Source organism: Pseudomonas sp. CFBP 8772, assembly GCF_014841665.1.
Taxonomy (GTDB): Bacteria; Pseudomonadota; Gammaproteobacteria; order Pseudomonadales; family Pseudomonadaceae; genus Aquipseudomonas; species Aquipseudomonas graminis_B.
In genome coordinates, this window is record NZ_JACYUI010000014.1 from 39,097 (window position 1) to 54,106 (window position 15,010).

A 15,010-nucleotide genomic window follows, 5' to 3' on the forward strand; every position below is an offset into this window, starting at 1 on the left:
GACAGTAGTCGGATAAGTGATCGGCTTGACTCGCGACTCTGGCATCCTTCCGGCATCAAAGTCGCGATCCAGAGGCCTACTTATTCATCATCATCAAAGTTGTAACTGCCCGGTGCGAGGTTCTCGAAGCGGGTGTACTTGCCGATGAACGCCAGCCGGATAAACCCGATCGGGCCGTTCCGCTGCTTGCCGATGATGATTTCAGCGATGCCTTTGTGTTCGGTCTCGGGGTGATACACCTCATCCCGGTAGACGAACATGATGACGTCGGCGTCCTGCTCGATCGCTCCGGATTCCCGCAAGTCGGAGTTCACCGGGCGCTTGTTGGGACGCTGTTCGAGGGAGCGGTTGAGCTGGGACAGCGCGACCACCGGGCAATTGAATTCCTTGGCGAGCGCTTTCAACGAACGGGAGATCTCGGAAATCTCGTTCGTCCGGTTATCGCCGCTTGAGCCAGGGATCTGCATCAGTTGCAGGTAGTCGATCATGATCAGGCCGATATCGCCATGTTCGCGGACCAGCCGCCGCGTGCGCGCTCGCATCTCGGAGGGGCTGATGCCGGCCGTGTCATCGATGAACAACTTGCGATCGTTGAGCAGGTTGACCGCCGATGTCAGGCGCGGCCAGTCATCGTCATCGAGCTGACCGGAACGGACCTTGGTCTGATCGATACGACCAAGCGACGAAAGCATACGCATGATCAGCGATTCGCCTGGCATCTCCAGCGAGTAGACCAGCACCACCTTGTCGCTGCGCAGCACCGCGTTTTCTACCAGGTTCATCGCGAAGGTGGTCTTACCCATCGACGGACGACCCGCCACGATGATCAGGTCAGACTGCTGCAGACCGCTGGTCTTTTCATCCAGGTCGGCGTAACCGGTAGAGAGACCGGTGATGCCGTCGCCGATGTTGAACAGCGTATCGATACGGTCAATCGCCCGGGTCAGCAGGTCGTTGACGCTGACCGGGCCGCCTGTCTTGGGCCGCGCTTCGGCGATCTGGAAGATCTGCCGTTCGGCCTCGTCGAGTATCTCTTCGGCGGTACGCCCCTCCGGGTTGAACGCACTGTCAGCGATCTCGGTACTGATGCCGATCAACTGACGCAGCGTTGCGCGCTGACGAACGATCTGGGCATACGCCTTGATGTTCGCAACCGACGGGATGTTCTTCGCGAGTTCCGACAGGTAACCGAGGCCACCGACTTGCGACGTCTGGCCTTCCTTGTCGAGCTGCTCGGCGAGGGTCACGACGTCAATCGGCTGGTTTTGATCCGCCAGCTTGGCAATGGCGCGGAATATCAGACGGTGGTCATGACGATAGAAGTCGCCATCCGACACCTGATCAAGCACGCGCTCCCAGGCGTTGTTGTCCAGCATCAAACCACCGAGCACGGCCTGTTCGGCCTCGATGGAATGCGGCGGCACCTTCAGGGCAGCGGTTTGCAGGTCATATTGCTCGGGAGCGGAGATGTCGTTCATGGCCACACGGAAATCAGGGGGTTGAATCAGGATACTCAGAAATGACAAAGGGCACGACCTGCGAACAGGAACGTGCCCAATGCTAACCGACCGAGGAGCGAGTCATCAGTCGGTCAGACCTCTGCACCGAAGCGCAGAAACCATACTGCTTAAGCAGCTACAACAACAACGCGAACGGTAGCTTCAACATCGCTGTGCAGGTGCACGGCTACGTCGTATTCGCCAACGTTACGGATGGTGCCGTTCGGCAGACGAACTTCAGCTTTAGCCACTTCAACGCCAGAGGCGGTCAGTGCGTCAGCGATGTCGTGAGTACCGATCGAACCGAACAGCTTGCCTTCGTCACCAGCGGTGGCAGTGATAGTCACTTCCAGCTCAGCCAGTTGAGCAGCACGAGTTTCAGCAGAAGCTTTCTTCTCGGCGGCAGCTTTTTCCAGCTCTGCACGACGCTCTTCAAACGCGGCCACGTTGGCAGCGGTTGCAGCGGTTGCTTTGCCGAAAGGCAGCAGGAAGTTACGACCGTAGCCAGCCTTAACGTTTACTTTATCGCCCAGGTTGCCCAGGTTGGCGACTTTTTCCAGCAGGATGAGTTCCATTTGGTAAAACCTCTTAACTTTAACCTTCACCGTTCGCAGAACCGTTGTCGGCATCTTCCGACGCCAGACGGCCGCGAAAATCAATCAGGCTGTCGACAATGGCAAACACCACCAGCAACGGATAGATCAGCTGCATGAACAGCAACAGCGTGACGTACAACCCCACCAGCCAGAACCGTGTCAGGCGCTTTGCAGCGACCAGACCGTGAATCAGGGCCAGGCCCGCGAACATGAGCGGCACGCTGCACAACGGTGTCAGCATCGCCAGTTGAGGACCGAAATTCGGCCCCACCAACATGCACACCAGCAGCACCAGCATCGGTGCCCGCGGGAGTTTCAGGCTGCGAAATTCGCGTCCGAAACCGCCCGGGTTATACAACAACGCCTGCCAGTACCGCCCAAGGAGCAGGCATACCACGCTGACGATCTGCAACAACGCTGCAATCAGGCCATTGAGGACCGGTGTAATCAGTGCCCCCAGACGCGCTCGCTCTTCTACCGACATCTGCTGGTAGACATCACCGAAGACGTGGGGCAGGAGCTTTTGCAGCTCCCCCGCCATGGCTTCGATTGGCTCGCGAAACACCGCGCCCAGAACCACTGCATACAACAATCCAACCGCCACGCTGACCAGCAGCACGCGGACCCAGGACTCGCTGGCACGCAACACGGCGGCCAGCCCCCAGGAACCCAGCAACACCATCAGGGTGCGAGGTTCACCGAAATACCACCAGACCAACGCCGGCAGCAGAGCCCAGGCAAGGACGCCCAGGGCGTCACTCATCCCGCGTCGCAGGAGCACAAGGCAACCTGCGGCAGCACTCAACCAGAACAACAGCGGCAATGCCGCACATCCAACCACTACGAGAGTGGCCTGCATGCGGCCGCGCATGATGAATTCAGCCATGGCGCGCATGCGATCTATCCCTTACTGCGTTTGTCGACTACCTGGTCTCAGCGGCCGTGGCTGTCGGTGTAGGCCAACAGGGCCAGGAAGCGGGCGCGCTTGATAGCGGTAGCCAGCTGACGCTGATAACGAGCTTTGGTACCAGTAATGCGGCTAGGAACGATCTTGCCGGTTTCAGATACGTAGGCTTTCAGGGTGTTGAGATCTTTGTAATCGATCTCCTTCACATTTTCAGCTGTGAAGCGGCAGAATTTACGACGACGGAAGAAACGTGCCATGTAATGGGCTCCTCAAAAGGTCCGTGGATTACTCGTCAGCGTTATCGCTGTTGTCGCTGTCATCACCATCGGCGCCATCGGCGTCGGAGTGCTCAGGACGGTCGCGACGCTCACGGCGCTCACTGCGGTTTTCTTCAGCCTTTAGCATTTCGGACTGGCCAGTAACAGCTTCGTCGCGACGGATGACAAGGTTACGGATCACGGCATCGTTGTAACGGAAGTTGTCTTCCAGCTCGGCCAGAGCCTTGCCAGTGCACTCAACGTTCAGCATCACGTAGTGAGCCTTGTGAACATTGTTGATTGCATAGGCCAGTTGACGACGGCCCCAATCTTCCAGACGGTGGATCTTGCCGCCGTCTTCTTCGATCAGCTTGGTGTAACGCTCTACCATGCCGCCGACTTGCTCGCTCTGGTCCGGGTGAACCAGAAAGATGATTTCGTAATGACGCATGAATGCTCCTTACGGGTTGTAGCCTGCCGCCAAAGCGGTCAGACAAGGAGTGAATAACACTGGTTTATCTTGCACAGGGACAGGCACATGAGCGCCTGCCATGACAGCAAGGGGCGCAATTGTAGAGAAGGGGTCGGAGGGGCGCAAGGAGATTGGTGAATATTTGAACAATGACGCTGAGCTACAAGCTACAAGCTACAAGCTACAAGCTGAAGCGTAACCGGCTTGCAGCTTGAGGCTTGGAGCTTGCCACTCTTGGCTGACTACTTCTTGGCAGCAGCGCGCTGACGCAGGGCTTCGAACAGGCAGACGCCTGTGGCAACCGAAACGTTTAGACTGCTCACGCTGCCAGCCATCGGCAGGCGCACCAGATAGTCGCAATGCTCGCGGGTCAGGCGGCGCATGCCTTTGCCTTCGGCACCCATGATCAGGATGGTCGGCCCGGTCAGGTCCTGCTGGTACAACTCCTGCTCGGCCTCGCCCGCAGTGCCGACGACCCACAGACCACGTTGCTGGAGTTTTTCCAGCGTGCGTGCCAGGTTGGTCACGGCCACCAGAGGGATCACCTCCGCCGCACCGCATGCCACTTTTCGAACGGTCGGCGTCAATGTCGCAGACTTGTCCTTGGGCACGATCACCGCCAGAGCGCCGGCTGCGTCGGCAGTCCGCAGGCAGGCGCCGAGGTTATGGGGGTCAGTGACGCCATCAAGCACCAGGATCAGTGGCGGACCTTCAGTGCGATCGAGCAACTCGTCGAGCATCGCCTCGCCCCAGACCTGGCTCGGACTGACATCCGCCACTACGCCTTGGTGAACACCCTCGACCCACGCATCCATCTCGCGGCGCTCGGCCTGCCCCACCGACACGCGGTTCTGCGCGGCGAGCTCGATAAGCACCTGAACCCGCGGATCGCTGCGCCCTTCAGCCAGCCAGATCTGCTTGACCCGCTTCGGGTGATGACGCAACAACGCCTCTACGGCATGAACACCGTAGATTTTTTCCAGCTGACTCATGACTTCGCCTTAGGTTTGCGCACGCTGCCACTGCCTGAAGCAGAGGTCGAGCCCGATTTGGACGACCCCTTGCGATGTTTGCTGGTTTTACCGGAAGCGCCAGCAGAGTCACTCGTCGACTTTCCCGACGATGCCTTGCTACCACCCTTGGCTTCAGTCAGCAGCGCTTTCTTCATCTCACGGCTTTTGCGTACTTCCGCATTCTTGGCAGCCGCATCACCCGGCCGGTAAGCTTCGGCGACAGGCTCTTTCGCGGTGCGACGACCGGACTTGGAAGCAGACGACGACTCCTTGGAATCCTTGCCCTTCTCCGCCGCAGCAGGCTCGGACGTTCGACGCTTGCGGCCGATCGGCGCGCTGGTGGTCTTTTCGGACATTTCGAAGTCGATCTTGCGCTCGTCCAGATCAACGCGCATCACGCGCACTTCAACGGTATCGCCCAGACGGAAGCTACGGCCTGTGCGCTCGCCGGCCAGGCGATGATGGACCGGATCGAAGTGGTAGTAGTCACCCGGCAATGCGGTGACGTGAACCAGGCCTTCGACGTAGATATCGGTCAGCTCGACGAACAGACCAAAGCCGGTAACAGCCGTGATCACACCCGGGAACGACTCGCCAACGCGGTCTTTCATGAACTCGCATTTCAGCCAGTTCGTGACGTCGCGTGTCGCCTCATCGGCACGGCGCTCGCTCATCGAGCACTGCTCGCCCAATTGCTCGAGCATCGCTTCGTCGTACGGGTAAATACGGGCCTTCGGAATGGCGGGAGCACCGGCACGGCGAACGTGCGGGGTTTCCTGCCTGGAGCGGATCACACTGCGGATCGCGCGGTGAGTCAGCAAGTCCGGGTAGCGACGAATCGGCGAGGTGAAGTGAGTGTACGCCTCGTAATTCAAGCCGAAGTGGCCATGGTTATCGGAGCTGTATACCGCCTGGCTCAACGAACGCAGCATGACAGTCTGGATCAGGTGGTAATCCGGACGGTCCTTAATGGTTTCGAGCAGCGCCTGGTAGTCCTTCGGCGTCGGGCCGTCTTTGCCCTTGTGCAGGGAAAGACCCAGCTCGCCAAGGAAGGCACGCAGCTTTTCCAGGCGCTCAGGCGGCGGGCCGTCGTGTACGCGGTACAGTGCGGGAATTTCGTGCTTCTTGAGAAACGCTGCAGTCGCCACGTTCGCCGCGAGCATGCACTCTTCAATCAGCTTGTGCGCATCGTTGCGAGTGGTCGGACGGATCTCGGCGATTTTGCGCTCGGAGCCGAAAATGATCCGGGTTTCCTGGGTTTCAAAATCGATGGCACCGCGAACATGCCGGGCGCCCAGAAGCACTTTGTACAACGCATAAAGCTGCTTCAGATGCGGTACGACGTCGCCATACTGCTCACGCAGCTGCTTGGCTTCGGCGGCTTTCGGGTGTTCCAGCATCGAGCTGACCTTGTTGTAGGTCAGGCGTGCATGGGAGTGGATCACGGCTTCGTAGAACACGTAGTCGGTCATTTCACCGGTTTTGGAGATCGTCATCTCGCAAACCATTGCCAGACGATCAACAAGCGGATTCAGCGAGCACAGCCCATTGGACAGCTGCTCAGGCAGCATCGGGATCACGCGCTCGGGGAAATACACCGAGTTGCCACGCACTTGAGACTCCGCGTCGAGCGCCGAGCCGAGCTTCACGTAGCTTGATACGTCGGCGATGGCCACGTAAAGCTTCCAGCCGCCGGAGAACAGGCGCAGCTTGCCCGGCTTGGCTTCGCAGAAAACAGCATCGTCGAAGTCGCGGGCGTCTTCACCGTCGATGGTGACGAATGGAAGGTGACGCAGATCGACGCGGTTTTCCTTGTCCTTCTCCTCCACTTCCGGCTTCAGTTTGGCGGCTTCTTTCAGCACAGCCTCGGGCCAGACGTGAGGAATGTCGTAGGTACGCAGCGCGACATCGATCTCCATGCCTGGCGCCATGTAATTACCCACGACCTCAACCACGTCGCCTTGCGGCTGAAAACGCGGGGTTGGCCAGTGGGTGATTTTCACCTCGACGAACTGACCGACCTTGGCGCCGTTGTTACGGCCCGGGGTAATCAGCACTTCTTGCTGGATTTTTGGGTTGTCCGGCTGGACGAAACCGATGCCGCTTTCTTCGAAGTAGCGGCCCACTACGGTTTCATGGGCGCGGGAGATGACCTCGACGATGACGCCTTCGCGGCGACCGCGACGGTCCAGGCCCGAGACACGCGCCAATGCACGGTCACCATCGAACACCAGGCGCATTTGCGCAGGGCTCATGAACAGGTCGTCAGAGCCGTCATCCGGGACCAGGAAGCCGAAGCCGTCACGGTGACCGCTGATGCGACCCAGGATGAGGTCCAGCTTGTCGACCGGCGCGTACGTGCCGCGCCGGGTGTAAATCAGTTGCGCGTCGCGCTCCATGGCACGGAGCCGACGTCGCAGGGCCTCGATCTGATCTTCAGTCGTCAGGCCAAATTCTTCCACCAACTGCTCGCGGGCTGCGGGCGATCCGCGCTCGGAGAGGTGAGCCAGAATCAGCTCACGGCTAGGGATGGGGTTTTCGTATTTTTCCGCTTCACGAGCGGCCTCGGGATCGAGGGACTGCCAATCGGCCATTAGAATGAATTCACCTTATCTGTATGTAATTAGTTTGGCATATACCAGATTGAAACGCGAAGACAGCGTTTGCTGGGACTTTTCGCTATTTCAAATTATTTTTGCACGGGGGCTTTACAGCCTTCAATCTCCTCCGTAAGATGCGCCCCACAACGACGGCACTGCCAAGTTGTAGTTGAAATCAAACGAAATATCGAATGAAATCAACGAACTGCCCAGATGGTGAAATTGGTAGACACGCCAGCTTCAGGTGCTGGTGACCGCAAGGTCGTGGAAGTTCGAGTCTTCTTCTGGGCACCAATTCAACGAAACCGAGCCTTGGCTCGGTTTTGTGCATTTTATGGTTTGAAAAGTCAAGCCTGGCAAAACAGCGCTCAGCGTAGATCACTTACCCTGCCCTGTCCCATGGGGCAAACGAATCGCTGAACAGCCTCCCGAAGAAATTCAAAAATTCAGTTGCACTCCCGCGAAAAATCTAATTAAATCAGCGCCATGCCCAGATGGTGAAATTGGTAGACACGCCAGCTTCAGGTGCTGGTGACCGCAAGGTCGTGGAAGTTCGAGTCTTCTTCTGGGCACCAAACAAACAAAACCGAGCCGAGTGCTCGGTTTTGTGCTTTCTGGGGAGCTGCAATTGTCCCCCCTAGAGCGAAACTACGCTCGAAATTGCCCCAGACTAGCCTTCAGCTGCGCGGCAAGCCTGTCCAGCGTCTTGCCGCTGGCGGTCGTTTCCACCACCGCCTGGGCAGCCTTCTCGGCCTGGGCGTGAATAACCTCTACCCGCCCACGCACCGCTTGCGCGCCCTGAGCCTGATGCTCTGCCGCTCGGGTCGCCAGGCCAATCGCCGCATGTACCTGCTCGACCGACACCTGCACAGAGTGCTGCAGCCGCGCGCTGTCTTTCAGCACTGCGAGCCCTTCCTTGGCCTGACGACCGGCGAGACCAATCGTTGCCACTGCTTCGCGCGCGCCGGATTGCAGCTTGGCGATGTGCTCCTGGATATCGCCCGTCGAGCTTTGCGTCTTGCTCGCCAACGCGCGCACTTCATCGGCGACAACGGCGAAACCTCGACCGGTCTCACCGGCGCGCGCGGCCTCAATGGCAGCATTAAGGGCAAGCAGATTGGTCTGCTCGGCGATGCCATGGATCACTTCCAAAACCACTTCAATCTGCTGGCTTTGCTGCGCCAGCCGCTCGATGACCTGGGCGCCGGTGTCCACCTGCCCGGCCAGCGCCTCGATCAAACTGCCGACCTGATTGGAGGTGCGCGTGTTTTCATCGGTCGCCTGACGAATATCCACCACCTGCCGCAGTGCTGCCTGCATTGCCTGGCTCTCGGCCTGCGCTTCGTCAGCCATCTGCGCCAACGCTTGAAGGCTGGCAGCCACTTCATCGCGCTGCAACTCGGCTGCAGCGCCAGCACCTGCATTGCGCTTGCTCATGGCGCCAATCTCGACGCCAGTCTGCTGCGCCACATCCCCTGCCTCTCGAACGATCGGCTGCAACTTGTCGACAAAGCGGTTCACCGCTGCAGCCATGTCACCAATCTCATCGTTACCGTTGAGTTTGACGCGTTTGGTCAGATCACCTTCGCCTGCCGCCAGATCATCCAGCGCGCGGCTGAGCAACTGCAAGCGCAGCACGACGCGGCGCCCCAGGACGATGGCCAACAGAACCAGCACGCCGAGCCCCACCAGAGACAGCCCGACACCGATTCTCCAGCGCAGCGTGGTCGCGGCCTCCTGCACAGCGGAGCTGGTATTGCCTGCCATCGCGGCGGCCGAAGATTGCGCCGCCTGCAGACGCGAGCGCAACGCGGCAGAACTCTCGGCGGCCGCGCCGCCAAGACTTTCCGAAACCAGTTGATCACCGCTGCCGATCAGCGCAACGAAGCGCTTGTCCAGCGCCGCCAGATTCTCTTCTACCGAGGTGGTTGACACGCCCATGCGGACCTTGCCGATCTCGACGCCATTGGGGCTGATGGACGCTTCAACGTAGTAAACCGAAGGGTCTTTCTGCGCCGCGTTCAGGACCTTGTCCATGGCGCGCTCACCCTCGCCTTTCGCCAACAGGGCCTTGATCGATTCGTTCTCGCGATTCAGGTAACGCGTCAAGTGCTCGCCCTGGGCGTCGTCGTAGACCACGAACAGCACGTTCGGATTACGTTGCGCCCGGCGCGCGAACTCCGACAGCGTCGGCGTATCGCCATCCCACATCGCCCGTGGCGCGACAGCTGCCAGCAGCTCGGCCATGTCCGTCGCCGAATCCCGAAGGTCTTTCTCCAGCGTCGCACGCAGTTGCGCCTGCTCATCTTTAAGGCGCGTCGAGAGGCCGGCACTCAGGCGCTGACGAGTATTTTGCGAAAGACTGTCCAGACTGGACGTTACGTCACGGCTCGCCTGCTCCAGCTCGCCGGTCAAGTGTTGCGAATCTACACCCAGCCGTGCCGCCAGCTCAGCTTCGAGCGCAGTGACGGTGCTCCGAGTGAGGGCGACGGCAACCAGCACTTGCACCAGAAGGGCGATACCAAGAGCAATGAATACGGGCCGCAGCAAGCGGCTGCGCAGAAGAGAATTAACGGCCGACACAGGAGATCCCTCGCCACACACGCCATCAAAATGATGGCATCGTTTTATAAGCGGAATCACAGCAAGGGTCGTGCCGCAGTGGCGAGTAGTTTCCAGCGGGCAAAACAAAGGGCCGCCGAGGCGACCCTTTATTTGCGCTTCAACGACTTATCAGTCGAACGGATGACGCAGAACGATCGTCTCGTTGCGGTCAGGGCCCGTCGAAATAATGTCGATCGGTGCGCCGACCAGCTCTTCAAGACGCTTGATGTAAGCGCGAGCATTGGCAGGCAGCTCTTCCAGGGTCTTGGCACCCAGGGTCGACTCGGACCAGCCCGGCACTTCTTCGTACACCGGCTCAAGGCCGATGTAGCTGTCGGCGTCGGTCGGTGCGTCGATCACTGCGCCGTTTTCGTTCTTGTAACCCACGCAGATGTTGATGGTCTCGAGACCGTCAAGCACGTCCAGCTTGGTCAGGCAGATGCCCGAGATGCTGTTAACGTCGATGGCGCGACGCAGGATAACGGCGTCGAACCAGCCACAGCGACGCGCACGGCCGGTGGTTGCCCCGAACTCGTGGCCGCGCTTGGCCAGGAACGCGCCAACGTCGTCGAACAGCTCCGTCGGGAACGGACCCGAACCCACGCGAGTGGTGTAAGCCTTGGTGATGCCCAGAATGTAATCCAGGTACATTGGCCCCATGCCCGAACCGGTAGCGATGCCGCCGGCAGTGGTGTTCGAACTGGTGACGTACGGGTAGGTACCGTGGTCGATGTCCAGCAGCGAACCCTGAGCGCCTTCGAACATGATGTCTTTGCCGGCGCGACGCATTTCGTGCAGCGTTGCGGTCACGTCGAGCATCATCGGCTTGAGCAGTTCGGCGTATTCCATGCACTCGTCGAGCGTCTTCTGGAAGTCGATCGCCGGCTCTTTGTAGTAATTGACCAGAACGAAGTTGTGGTAATCCAGGAGTTCGCCCAGCTTGGCGGCGAAGCGCTCGCGGTGGAACAGATCACCGATGCGCAGGCCACGACGCGCAACCTTGTCTTCGTAAGCCGGGCCGATGCCACGACCGGTCGTACCGATCTTGTGCTCGCCACGAGCCTTTTCACGGGCCTGATCAAGGGCCACGTGATAGGACAGGATCAGCGGGCAGGACGGGCTGATGCGCAGACGCTCGCGCACCGGAATGCCTTTATCTTCCAGCTTGGTGATTTCGCGCATGAGCGCATCAGGCGCGACGACCACACCGTTGCCGATCAGGCACTGCACGCCTTCGCGCAGGACGCCGGACGGAATCAGGTGCAGGACGGTTTTTTCGCCGTCGATCACCAGTGTGTGGCCAGCGTTGTGGCCACCTTGATAGCGCACTACCGCGGTTGCATGTTCGGTCAGCAGATCAACGATCTTGCCTTTGCCCTCATCACCCCATTGGGTGCCCAGGACTACGACATTCTTACCCATAACACTTGTCCTCATTCGCGCAAACTTGGTGCCGGCAGCGGCCGGCGGGGAAACTCAAGAGGCCAGCGGCATTACCTGCCAACGCTCGCCCTGCTGAATCAATTGCCGATCACAGTCGGCGTCTAGCGCTGCTGAAACCGGTTGGCCTGGCAACGCCTGAACCACACGCTGACCTTCAGCGCGCAACTGGCAGACCGTTTGCCACAGCGCCGCATCAGTGCTGTCCGGCATCCAGATACCGCCAGACGGTAGCTCGATCTGCGCCTGACCGCGTGTCACCAGGGTTTTCAAATCGGTGGAAAAACCCGTCGCCGGTCGCGCGCGACCGAAGTCGGCACCAATGTCATCGTACCGACCGCCCTGGGCGATCGACTGGCCAACACCCGGGACGAAGACCGCAAAGACCACGCCAGTGTGGTAGTGGTAGCCGCGCAATTCGCCAAGGTCAAAGTACAACGGTAGCTCAGGGAATCGGGCCGAGAGACGTTCGGCGATTTCCTGCAGATCATCCAGCGCCTCAATGACCGCCGCCGGCGCATTCGCCAGACGGTCGCGGGCCTGCGCCAATACCGTACGGTCGCCACACAGATCCACCAGCGCACGCAACATGCTGGCCAGGTCGGTCGGCAGACCTTCGGTCAACGCAATGACCTCGTCGATGGCTTTGCGCTGGAGTGCATCAAACAGCTGTTGCTCGACTTCGCCGGACAATCCGGCAGCGCGGGCAAGACCGCGGTAAATCCCGACGTGCCCCAGGTCCATATGGACGTCTGGCACATCCGCCAATTGCAGCATCGCCAGCATGAGGCTGATGACCTCGACGTCACTGCTCGGGCTCGCGTCGCCGTACAGCTCGGCACCCAACTGGATCGGGCTGCGCGAGGACGACAATGCACGCGGCTGGGCATGCAGCACGCTGCCGGCGTAGCAGAGGCGGCTTGGGCCTTCGCGACGCAGGGTGTGGGCGTCGATGCGGGCGACCTGTGGCGTGATGTCCGCGCGGAAACCCATCTGCCGACCCGATTGCGGGTCGACCACTTTGAAGGTGCGCAGATCCAGATCCTGGCCCGCACCGGTGAGCAGTGATTCGAGGTATTCGATGTGCGGGGTCACGACAAACTCGTAGCCCCAGCTCTGAAACAGATCCAGCACCTGACGACGCGCGACTTCAATGCGCGCAGCTTCCGGCGGCAGTACTTCTTCGATGCCATCCGGCAGCAGCCAGCGGTCAACCGTTGCCATTACGCCTTTCCCCTATGATCCGGGCGGCCGGCCCTTGGGCAAGCCTTGAGTGAAGCAGACAGCATTCTGCGGACGCAGGGCAAGGGAATGTCCCCTGCCCGATGCGCCGCACTATCGTGAACACCGTCCTCGAAAAAACTGCCGCGCACGGAACACGTCACGGCCAATCAATCGTGCAGACGCAAAAAAGCCGGGAATTTCCCGGCTGCCGCATCATACACACGTTTTGTCGCGCGATCACCCCGACGGGCAGTTTTGCCGCCCGGCGGAGTGATCAGGTGCTGATGCGATTACGGCTTGGCTTTTTGCAAATAGCGGAAGAACTCGCTGCTTGGGTCCAGCACCATCACATCGCTTTTGTTGGCGAAGCTTTCACGGTAGGCGCGCAGGCTACGGTAGAACGCGTAGAACTCCTGATCCTGACCGTAGGCCTTGGAGTAGATCGCAGCCGCTTGAGCATCACCATCACCGCGTGCCTCTTCAGACTCCCGATACGCCTCAGCCAACAGAACGCGGCGCTGACGATCGGCGTCGGCACGGATGCCTTCCGCCAGCTCGTTACCCTTGGCGCGGTGCTCACGGGCCTCACGCTCACGCTCGGTGCTCATACGCTCGAACACGCTGCGGTTCACTTCCTTCGGCAGGTCGATGGCCTTGACTCGAACATCGACAACTTCGATGCCCAGCTCTTTGCCGGCCATGGTGTTCAGAGACGCAGTGATGTCAGCCATCAGTGCGTCACGCTCACCCGAAACCACCTCGTGCAGCGTGCGCTTGCCGAACTGGTCACGCAGACCGGATTCGAGACGACGGGAGAGACGCTCATCGGCGATCTGCTTCAGGCCGGAAGTCGCGGTGTAGAAACGCTCAGCGTCCTTCACGCGCCATTTGGCGTAGGCATCGACCATCACGGCTTTCTTTTCCAGCGTCAGGAAACGCTGAGTCGGCGCATCGAGGGTCATCAAGCGACCATCGAACTTGCGCACCTGATTCACGTAAGGAATCTTCACGTGCAGGCCTGGCGAAACATCCGCCTGAACCACGCGACCGAATTGCAGCAGCACCGCGCGCTCGGTCTGAGCGACGATGTAGAAGCTGTTCCATGCGACCACGGCCAACACGACGCAGACAATCAGGGCAACCAGAGATTTATTGCTCATCAGCGAGTCTCCCTAGTGCGCGTGTCACGTTGCTGTTGCATGTCCGCTGCCCGTGAACCCGGATCTGCCGGTGCAGCAGCAGCGCCGCCCGTGGCAGACGAGCTGGAACCGTTACGGCTGCTATCGATCATTTTGTCCAACGGCAGATAAAGCAGGTTGTTCTGACCTTTGTCGCCGGTCACAAGTACCTTGCTGGTGTTGCTGAAGACTTCCTGCATGGTGTCCAGATACAGACGTTCACGCGTGACTTCCGGTGCCTTGCGGTACTCGGCGACCAGCTTGGTAAAACGATCCGCCTCACCCTTGGCCCGAGAAACCACTTCATCGCGATAGCCGTTGGCGTCTTCGACAATACGCTGAGCCTGACCGCGCGCTTCCGGGATCACACCATTGGCGTAGGTTTCAGCCTGGTTACGTGAGCGCTGTTCGTCTTCACGGGCGCGGATCACGTCATCGAACGCTTCCTGGACTTCGCGCGGCGCCGCAGCGCTCTGCACGTTGACCTGAGTCACGGTGATGCCGGTGCGATAGGTATCGAGGAAGCGTTGCAGCCGCTCCTTGATTTCGCTGGCCATCAACTCACGACCTTCAGTCAGCACCTGGTCCATGGCGGTCGAACCCACCACATGACGCAAGGCACTTTCGGTCGCATGCTGCAGGCTGACTTCAGGCTGATCAACGTTCAGCACAAAATCCTGCAGATTGGTGATTTTGTACTGCACGGTCAGCGGCACTTCGACGATGTTCTCGTCTTCGGTGAGCATCTGGCCCTGCTTGCTGTACGCACGTTCACGCGTCACGTTTTCGAGGTACTTGCGATCAAACGGCGGGAAATAGATATTCAGACCCGGCCCGACAGTTTCGTAGTACTTGCCGAAGCGCAGCACAACAGCCTGCTCCTGCTCGTCGACCACATAGATTGCGTTGTACAGCCAGATGGCGAGCAGCACGACCAGACCGATGCCGAGCAGGCCGAGGCCACCGCCCTTGCTCGATCCACCGCCGCTGCCGCCGCCATCGCCACTGCGTTTCTTGCCACCACCGAACAACCCATTCAGGCTTTCCTGCAGCTTACGGAAGGCCTCGTCGAGATCCGGTGGCCCCTTGCGGTCGCCGCCCTTGCGCTTACCACCCCAAGGATCCTGATTATTCGAGTTGCCACCCGGCTCATTCCAAGCCATAGCGCTCTCCATCTGATAAAGCAAAGACGCGCCCACGGCGCGCCGACCAATGCTACA

At 59.7% G+C, this 15,010-nt stretch carries 12 protein-coding genes and 2 tRNA genes; 2 read left to right on the forward strand and 12 right to left on the reverse strand.

Annotated elements, in window-relative coordinates; all coding sequences use genetic code 11:
- Window positions 1–80 precede the first annotated feature (80 nt).
- From dnaB to rnr, 7 genes are all read right to left on the reverse strand, one after another.
- Window positions 81–1,478 carry a replicative DNA helicase gene (dnaB, locus tag IFT99_RS22790; protein ID WP_065987793.1) on the reverse strand — a complete coding sequence of 466 codons (1,398 nt, stop codon included), beginning with the start codon at window positions 1,476–1,478 and terminating at the stop codon, window positions 81–83.
- Between the two features lie 149 nt (window positions 1,479–1,627).
- The gene (gene rplI, locus IFT99_RS22795; protein WP_065987794.1) at window positions 1,628–2,074 is read right to left on the reverse strand and encodes a 50S ribosomal protein L9; all 447 of its coding nucleotides are present in this window, start codon (window positions 2,072–2,074) and stop codon (window positions 1,628–1,630) included.
- Window positions 2,075–2,093: 19 nt separating this feature from the next.
- Window positions 2,094–2,990 (reverse strand): hypothetical protein, encoded by an 897-nt coding sequence (locus tag IFT99_RS22800; RefSeq protein ID WP_192135326.1) that lies wholly within the window; start codon window positions 2,988–2,990, stop codon window positions 2,094–2,096.
- Between the two features lie 38 nt (window positions 2,991–3,028).
- Window positions 3,029–3,259: a 30S ribosomal protein S18 gene (gene rpsR, locus IFT99_RS22805; protein ID WP_037015707.1), complete on the reverse strand. Its 231-nt coding sequence runs from the start codon at window positions 3,257–3,259 to the stop codon at window positions 3,029–3,031.
- A 28-nt stretch (window positions 3,260–3,287) separates the two neighbouring features.
- The gene (gene rpsF / locus IFT99_RS22810) at window positions 3,288–3,710 is read right to left on the reverse strand and encodes a 30S ribosomal protein S6 (RefSeq protein WP_065987796.1); all 423 of its coding nucleotides are present in this window, start codon (window positions 3,708–3,710) and stop codon (window positions 3,288–3,290) included.
- A 263-nt stretch (window positions 3,711–3,973) separates the two neighbouring features.
- Window positions 3,974–4,723 (reverse strand): 23S rRNA (guanosine(2251)-2'-O)-methyltransferase RlmB, encoded by a 750-nt coding sequence (gene rlmB / locus IFT99_RS22815; RefSeq protein ID WP_037015712.1) that lies wholly within the window; start codon window positions 4,721–4,723, stop codon window positions 3,974–3,976.
- The gene (gene rnr / locus IFT99_RS22820) at window positions 4,720–7,338 is read right to left on the reverse strand and encodes a ribonuclease R (RefSeq protein ID WP_192135328.1); all 2,619 of its coding nucleotides are present in this window, start codon (window positions 7,336–7,338) and stop codon (window positions 4,720–4,722) included. The genes rlmB and rnr overlap by 4 nt, the downstream gene beginning before the upstream one ends.
- 213 nt (window positions 7,339–7,551) lie before the next feature.
- Between rnr and IFT99_RS22825 the strand changes: the two genes are divergently transcribed.
- Window positions 7,552–7,638, forward strand: a tRNA-Leu gene (locus IFT99_RS22825).
- A gap of 194 nt (window positions 7,639–7,832) precedes the next feature.
- Window positions 7,833–7,919, forward strand: a tRNA-Leu gene (locus IFT99_RS22830).
- A 73-nt stretch (window positions 7,920–7,992) separates the two neighbouring features.
- Here IFT99_RS22830 and IFT99_RS22835 read toward each other — a convergent pair.
- The 5 genes from IFT99_RS22835 to hflK form a co-directional block, all read right to left on the reverse strand.
- Window positions 7,993–9,927, reverse strand: a complete 1,935-nt coding sequence (locus tag IFT99_RS22835; protein ID WP_192135330.1) for a methyl-accepting chemotaxis protein — start codon at window positions 9,925–9,927, stop codon at window positions 7,993–7,995.
- Window positions 9,928–10,077: 150 nt separating this feature from the next.
- Window positions 10,078–11,370, reverse strand: coding sequence for an adenylosuccinate synthase (locus tag IFT99_RS22840; protein WP_065987799.1), 1,293 nt, complete (start codon window positions 11,368–11,370; stop codon window positions 10,078–10,080).
- Window positions 11,371–11,424: 54 nt separating this feature from the next.
- The gene (locus IFT99_RS22845) at window positions 11,425–12,612 is read right to left on the reverse strand and encodes an ATP phosphoribosyltransferase regulatory subunit (RefSeq protein WP_065987800.1); all 1,188 of its coding nucleotides are present in this window, start codon (window positions 12,610–12,612) and stop codon (window positions 11,425–11,427) included.
- A gap of 290 nt (window positions 12,613–12,902) precedes the next feature.
- A complete protein-coding gene (hflC, locus tag IFT99_RS22850; protein WP_065987801.1) occupies window positions 12,903–13,772 on the reverse strand; it encodes a protease modulator HflC in 870 nt (289 codons plus the stop codon).
- The gene (gene hflK / locus IFT99_RS22855; RefSeq protein WP_065987802.1) at window positions 13,772–14,953 is read right to left on the reverse strand and encodes an FtsH protease activity modulator HflK; all 1,182 of its coding nucleotides are present in this window, start codon (window positions 14,951–14,953) and stop codon (window positions 13,772–13,774) included. Before hflK ends, hflC begins: the two co-directional genes overlap by 1 nt.
- Window positions 14,954–15,010: the final 57 nt, after the last annotated feature.

Excerpts from the sequence above, each read along its gene's own strand:
- hflK (WP_065987802.1), bottom strand. The coding sequence starts at position 14,953 with ATGGCTTGGAATGAGCCGGGTGGCAACTCGAATAATCAGGATCCTTGG.
- IFT99_RS22800 (WP_192135326.1), bottom strand. The coding sequence starts at position 2,990 with ATGCGCGCCATGGCTGAATTCATCATGCGCGGCCGCATGCAGGCCACT.
- hflC (WP_065987801.1), bottom strand. The coding sequence starts at position 13,772 with ATGAGCAATAAATCTCTGGTTGCCCTGATTGTCTGCGTCGTGTTGGCC.
- rplI (WP_065987794.1), bottom strand. The coding sequence starts at position 2,074 with ATGGAACTCATCCTGCTGGAAAAAGTCGCCAACCTGGGCAACCTGGGC.
- IFT99_RS22840 (WP_065987799.1), bottom strand. The coding sequence starts at position 11,370 with ATGGGTAAGAATGTCGTAGTCCTGGGCACCCAATGGGGTGATGAGGGC.
- rpsR (WP_037015707.1), bottom strand. The coding sequence starts at position 3,259 with ATGGCACGTTTCTTCCGTCGTCGTAAATTCTGCCGCTTCACAGCTGAA.
- rpsF (WP_065987796.1), bottom strand. The coding sequence starts at position 3,710 with ATGCGTCATTACGAAATCATCTTTCTGGTTCACCCGGACCAGAGCGAG.
- dnaB (WP_065987793.1), bottom strand. The coding sequence starts at position 1,478 with ATGAACGACATCTCCGCTCCCGAGCAATATGACCTGCAAACCGCTGCC.
- rnr (WP_192135328.1), bottom strand. The coding sequence starts at position 7,338 with ATGGCCGATTGGCAGTCCCTCGATCCCGAGGCCGCTCGTGAAGCGGAA.
- IFT99_RS22845 (WP_065987800.1), bottom strand. The coding sequence starts at position 12,612 with ATGGCAACGGTTGACCGCTGGCTGCTGCCGGATGGCATCGAAGAAGTA.
- rlmB (WP_037015712.1), bottom strand. The coding sequence starts at position 4,723 with ATGAGTCAGCTGGAAAAAATCTACGGTGTTCATGCCGTAGAGGCGTTG.